Consider the following 4,562-nt stretch of genomic DNA (forward strand, 5'->3'; position numbering starts at 1 on the left):
CCGTGCCGTCGCTCTTGACGCGCACCTTCACGTTGTAGTCGACGACCCGTTTGACAGGCACAAGAACCTTCATTGACTTGACTCCATTGGGATTGCAAAAAGGGGGCTTCGAGAGCAACCGGTCATTCTAGGACGCGACCTTTGCCGTCTCTGATCTGATTCCGATTCACGCCGCGGGGCGAAAAAAGAACGGTCGTGCTTTTCCTCGATTATAGAACAGCGTCCGCCGGCGGAGGAATCCCGGGCGGCAGCGATTCGACGCGCAGAACGCGCTGCGGATAGGGAATGTCGATCTTCGCGGCGCGCAGGCCGTCGAGGATCGCGACGTTGATCGCCGAGCGCAGGTTGTCCTTGCCCTTGTCGGGATCGGCGACCCAGAAGTTCAGCGTGAACTCCAGCCCGTCGGGCGCGAAGTTCATCAGGAAGGCCACCGGCGCCGGGTCGGTCATCACGCGCGGCTGGGCCTTGGCGGCATCGCAGAGGATGGCCTGAACCTGCGCCACGTCGCTCTCGTAGCCGACCACGATGCTGGTCGTGATGTTGAACTTGCGGTCCGCGATCGAGAGGTTCTCCACGCGCGAGGTGATCAGCGACTCGTTCGGCACGATCGCCTCGCGGCCGTTGCCGGCGCGGATCAGCGTGTAGCGGGTCTTGATGTCGGTGATGCGACCCTCGAAGGTGTCGACCTTGACGTTGTCGCCGATGCGGATCGAGCGCTCGAGCAGGATCACGAAGCCGCTCACGTAGTTGGCCGCCAGCTTCTGCAGGCCGAAGCCCAGGCCGACGCCGAGCGCGCCGCCGAGCACCGACAGCGCCGTGAGGTCCACGCCCACCGCCGACAGCGCGAACAGCAGGCCCACCAGCAGCAGCAGCGCGCGCACCGCGTTCGAGGCCACCTTGCGCATCGACAGGTCGGTGACGGCCTCGCGCAGGATGCGCTTCTCGATCGTCGAGGCGATCCACAGCGCGATCACCAGCACCAGGCCCGCCGACAGCGCGCCCTGGATGATGGTCTGCAGGCTCACCCGGGTCTTGCCGAAGGCCAGCGTGATGTCGTCGAGCTCGGCCAGCACCGGCGGCAGCAGGCCGATGATCCAGAGCACGGCCGCGACCCAGGCCAGCCACGAGATGGTGCGCTCGAGCAGCCGCACGAGGTTGGAGGCCGGGAACACGGCGCGCAGCACGCGCGCGAACAGCCGGATCACGGCGAGCGACAGGAACACCGAGACGCCGATGCGCAGCACCAGGATGGTCTGGTACTCGGACACCAGCCGCCGCGCGAGCTCGGCGAACACCAGCGCCATCAGCGGGAACAGCACGCCGTCGAAGGTGCGCTCGCCGAACCAGATCGAGTCCTTGGGCTGGTCGCGCCCGAACCAGCGGCAGATGCCCCAGGCCAGGGCGATGCAGGCGGCGAGCGCGGCCAGCTCGATGGCGATGCCGCGCGCATCGACCTGCGCGAGTCGTTGGGTGAAGTCGTTGAAGTTCATCTCTTGCAGCAAAAGGGGCCGGGCCCACACACGGCGCGCCAGGCGCACCACCGGGGAGCGCCCGCGCCCTTCGAATCAGAGCTCGGCCAGCACGCGGATGTGCGCTTCCACGCTGCGCGCGAGCGCGTCGAGGTTGTAGCCGCCCTCGAGCATCGAGACGATGCGTCCGCGCGCATGGCGGCGCGCCACGTCGCGGATGCGGTCGGTGATCCAGGCGAAGTCGTTCTCGTTGAGACCGAGCTGCCCGAGATCGTCTTCCCGGTGCGCATCGAAACCCGCGCTCACGAACACCATCTGCGGCCGGAACGCCTCGAGCCGGGGCATCCAGATCGCCTCGATCATCTCGCGCACGTCCATGCCCTTGGTGTAGGCCGGGATCGGCAGGTTGAGCATGTTCGAGGCCGGATGCTCGGTGCCGCTGTAGGGATAGAAGGGGTGCTGGAAGAAGCCGACCATCAGCACGCGCGGATCGTCCGACAGGATGTTCTCGGTGCCGTTGCCGTGGTGCACGTCGAAGTCGACCACGGCCACGCGGTCGAAGCCGTGCACCTCGAGCGCATGGCGCGCCGCGATCGCGACGTTGTTGAGGAAGCAGAAGCCCATCGCCTGCTCGCGGCAGGCATGGTGGCCGGGCGGCCGCACGGCGCAGAAGGCGTTCTCGACCTCGCCGGCGATCACCGCGTCGGTGGCGGCGATGGCCGCCCCGGCGGCGCGCCGGGCCGCCAGCAGCGTGAAGCGGTTGAGCGCGGTGTCGGGGTCGATGTGCGCATGGTCGGGGCCGCCAACCGGCTCGTCGGCCACCAGCCGCTGGTGCAGCGCCTCGAGGTATTCGACGTGTTCGGTGCTGTGCGCCCGGGTGATCTGCGGCAGCGTGGCCAGCGGGACGTCGCGCCGCTCGAGCGCGTCGCCGACGCCGGTGGCCAGCAGCCGGTCCTCGATGGCATCCAGGCGCTCGGGGCATTCGGGATGACCCCGGCCCATGTCGTGCTTCCAGCAGTCGCGATGAGTGAAGTAACCGGTCTTGCCCATGTCTCGGTGTCGCGTCTAGACCTCACGCGGCGCGGGGCTGCCGGGTCTTACGGTATCGTTTGCATATGGATACAAATATGGACGTTGCCGCGAAGCTTGCCACTTTGCTGAGCCAGCTTAACACGGTGATCGTGGGCAAGGAGGCCCAGGTGCGCGACTGCGTGGCCTGCCTGCTGGCCGGCGGCCACCTGCTGATCGAGGACGTGCCCGGGGTCGGCAAGACCACCCTGGCCCATGCGCTCTCGCACACCTTCGGGCTGCAGTTCTCGCGCGTGCAGTTCACGGCCGACCTGATGCCGGGCGACCTCTCGGGCGTGGCGATCTACGACCGCGGCCAGCAGGCCTTCGTGTTCCATCCGGGCCCGATCTTCTCGCAGGTGCTTTTGGCCGACGAGATCAACCGCGCCAGCCCCAAGACCCAGAGCGCGCTGCTCGAGGCGATGGAGGAGAAGCAGGTGACGATCGAGGGCGAGACCCGCCCCCTGCCCACCCCCTTCTTCGTGATCGCCACGCAGAACCCGCAGGACCAGCTCGGCACCTTCGCGCTGCCCGAGTCGCAGCTCGACCGCTTCCTGATGCGCATCTCGCTCGGCTACCCCGACCGCGCGGCCGAGCGCCAGCTGCTGGCCGGCATCGACCGCCGCGAGATGCTGGCCACCCTGCCCGCGCTGCTCACGCCCGGCGAGCTTACCGCGCTGCAGCAGCGCGTGCAGCAGGTGCACGCGGCCGAGCCGCTCTTGAACTACGTGCAGGACCTGATCGCCGCCACCCGCTCGGGCCGCTGGTTCCTGCAGGGCCTGTCGCCGCGCGCCGGCATCGCCGTGCTGCGCGCCGCCAAGGCCCAGGCCCTGCTCGCCAACCGCCACTACGTCGCGCCCGACGACGTGCAGGCCGTGCTGCCGCAGACCGTGGCGCACCGCCTCACGCCGGTCGGCGATGCCGGCCGCGGCGCGGTCGAGCAGGTGCGGGCGATGATCGCGGCGGTGCCGCTGCCGTGAACGCCCTCGGCGCCATCCGCTCGCGCATCGACGGCTGGTTCCTCTCGCGCCGGCCGCCGTCGGACACGCTCGAGCTCACGCAGCGCAACGTCTACATCGTGCCCACGCGCGCCGGCTGGACCCTGGCGCTCACGCTGCTGGTGCTGCTGGTGGCGTCGATCAATTACCAGCTCAACCTCGGCTACCTGCTGACCTTCCTGCTCGCGGGCAGCGTGGCGGTGGGCATGCACGTGTGCCACGGCACCTTGCGCGGGCTGGCGATGCACCTGATGCCGCCCGATGCGCATTACGCGGGGAGCGCGGCGGTGTTCCGGGTGGTGCTGCACAACGCGCGGCGCGGGGTGCGCTACGGGATCGGGATGGCGGTGCGCGGCAGCGGGCAATGGGCGTGGACCGATGTGCCGGCGCAGGGCAGTTCGACGGTGGAGATCGCTTTTCTGCCGGAGCGAAGGGGGTTGCATCCGGTGCCTGCGTTGACGGCGGAGACGCGGTTTCCGCTGGGCACTTTTCGGGTGTGGACGGTGTGGCGGCCTGCGTCGCAGATGCTGGTGTATCCGGCGCCTGAAGCGCATCCACCGCCCTTGCCCGCGGGGGAACCGTTGTCGGGTTCCGCGGCTGTTTCTTCCCTGGTGCGGTCCCTGGGGGCTGGGGAGTACGACGGGGTGCGGGCCTATCGGCGGGGGGATCCGTTGAAGCTGGTGGTCTGGAAGAAGGCGGCGCAGGCGTTGGCTGCGGGGTCCGAGGAGTTCGTCAGTCGGGATGCTCAGCAGACGCAACGCGAGGAGCTTTGGCTGGATGCGCAGGCTACTGGGTTGGGTGATGTTGAAGGGCGGGTTTCTCGGTTGTGTGCCTGGGTTTTGATGGCGGATCGGTTGGGGGTGGACTATGGGGTCCGTATTGGCGGGCGCGTGTTGAAGCCTTCGCAAGGGGAGGCGCATCGGAGGGCTTGTCTGGAGATGCTGGCTCTATGCTGAATGTGTTTGGCTTTGCTGAGGCTGTTGGCCGGGTCTCGCCCCGGCGGGCGAGTCACTTTCTTTTGCTTCGC

The 4,562-nt window shown here is 68.4% G+C and carries 4 protein-coding genes; 2 read left to right on the forward strand and 2 right to left on the reverse strand.

Going from position 1 to position 4,562, the window contains the following annotated elements; genetic code table 11:
• Positions 1-209 precede the first annotated feature (209 nt).
• Together ACODT0_RS42170 and ACODT0_RS42175 are read right to left on the reverse strand one after the other, a co-directional pair.
• The gene (locus tag ACODT0_RS42170; RefSeq protein WP_489044020.1) at positions 210-1,490 is read right to left on the reverse strand and encodes a mechanosensitive ion channel family protein; all 1,281 of its coding nucleotides are present in this window, start codon (positions 1,488-1,490) and stop codon (positions 210-212) included.
• Between the two features lie 75 nt (positions 1,491-1,565).
• Positions 1,566-2,519 (reverse strand): histone deacetylase family protein, encoded by a 954-nt coding sequence (locus ACODT0_RS42175; RefSeq protein ID WP_057597888.1) that lies wholly within the window; start codon positions 2,517-2,519, stop codon positions 1,566-1,568.
• A 77-nt stretch (positions 2,520-2,596) separates the two neighbouring features.
• Between ACODT0_RS42175 and ACODT0_RS42180 the strand changes: the two genes are divergently transcribed.
• Together ACODT0_RS42180 and ACODT0_RS42185 are read left to right on the forward strand one after the other, a co-directional pair.
• The gene (locus tag ACODT0_RS42180; protein ID WP_057598141.1) at positions 2,597-3,517 is read left to right on the forward strand and encodes an AAA family ATPase; all 921 of its coding nucleotides are present in this window, start codon (positions 2,597-2,599) and stop codon (positions 3,515-3,517) included.
• Entirely contained in the window at positions 3,514-4,491 is a 978-nt protein-coding gene (locus ACODT0_RS42185) for a DUF58 domain-containing protein (protein ID WP_413763007.1), read from the forward strand. The genes ACODT0_RS42180 and ACODT0_RS42185 overlap by 4 nt, the downstream gene beginning before the upstream one ends.
• Positions 4,492-4,562: the final 71 nt, after the last annotated feature.

The organism is Variovorax sp. FG153 (genome assembly GCF_057809595.1).

Coding starts and splice junctions, on each gene's coding strand:
- ACODT0_RS42170 (WP_489044020.1), bottom strand. CDS start 1,490: ATGAACTTCAACGACTTCACCCAACGACTCGCGCAGGTCGATGCGCGC.
- ACODT0_RS42180 (WP_057598141.1), top strand. CDS start 2,597: ATGGACGTTGCCGCGAAGCTTGCCACTTTGCTGAGCCAGCTTAACACG.
- ACODT0_RS42175 (WP_057597888.1), bottom strand. CDS start 2,519: ATGGGCAAGACCGGTTACTTCACTCATCGCGACTGCTGGAAGCACGAC.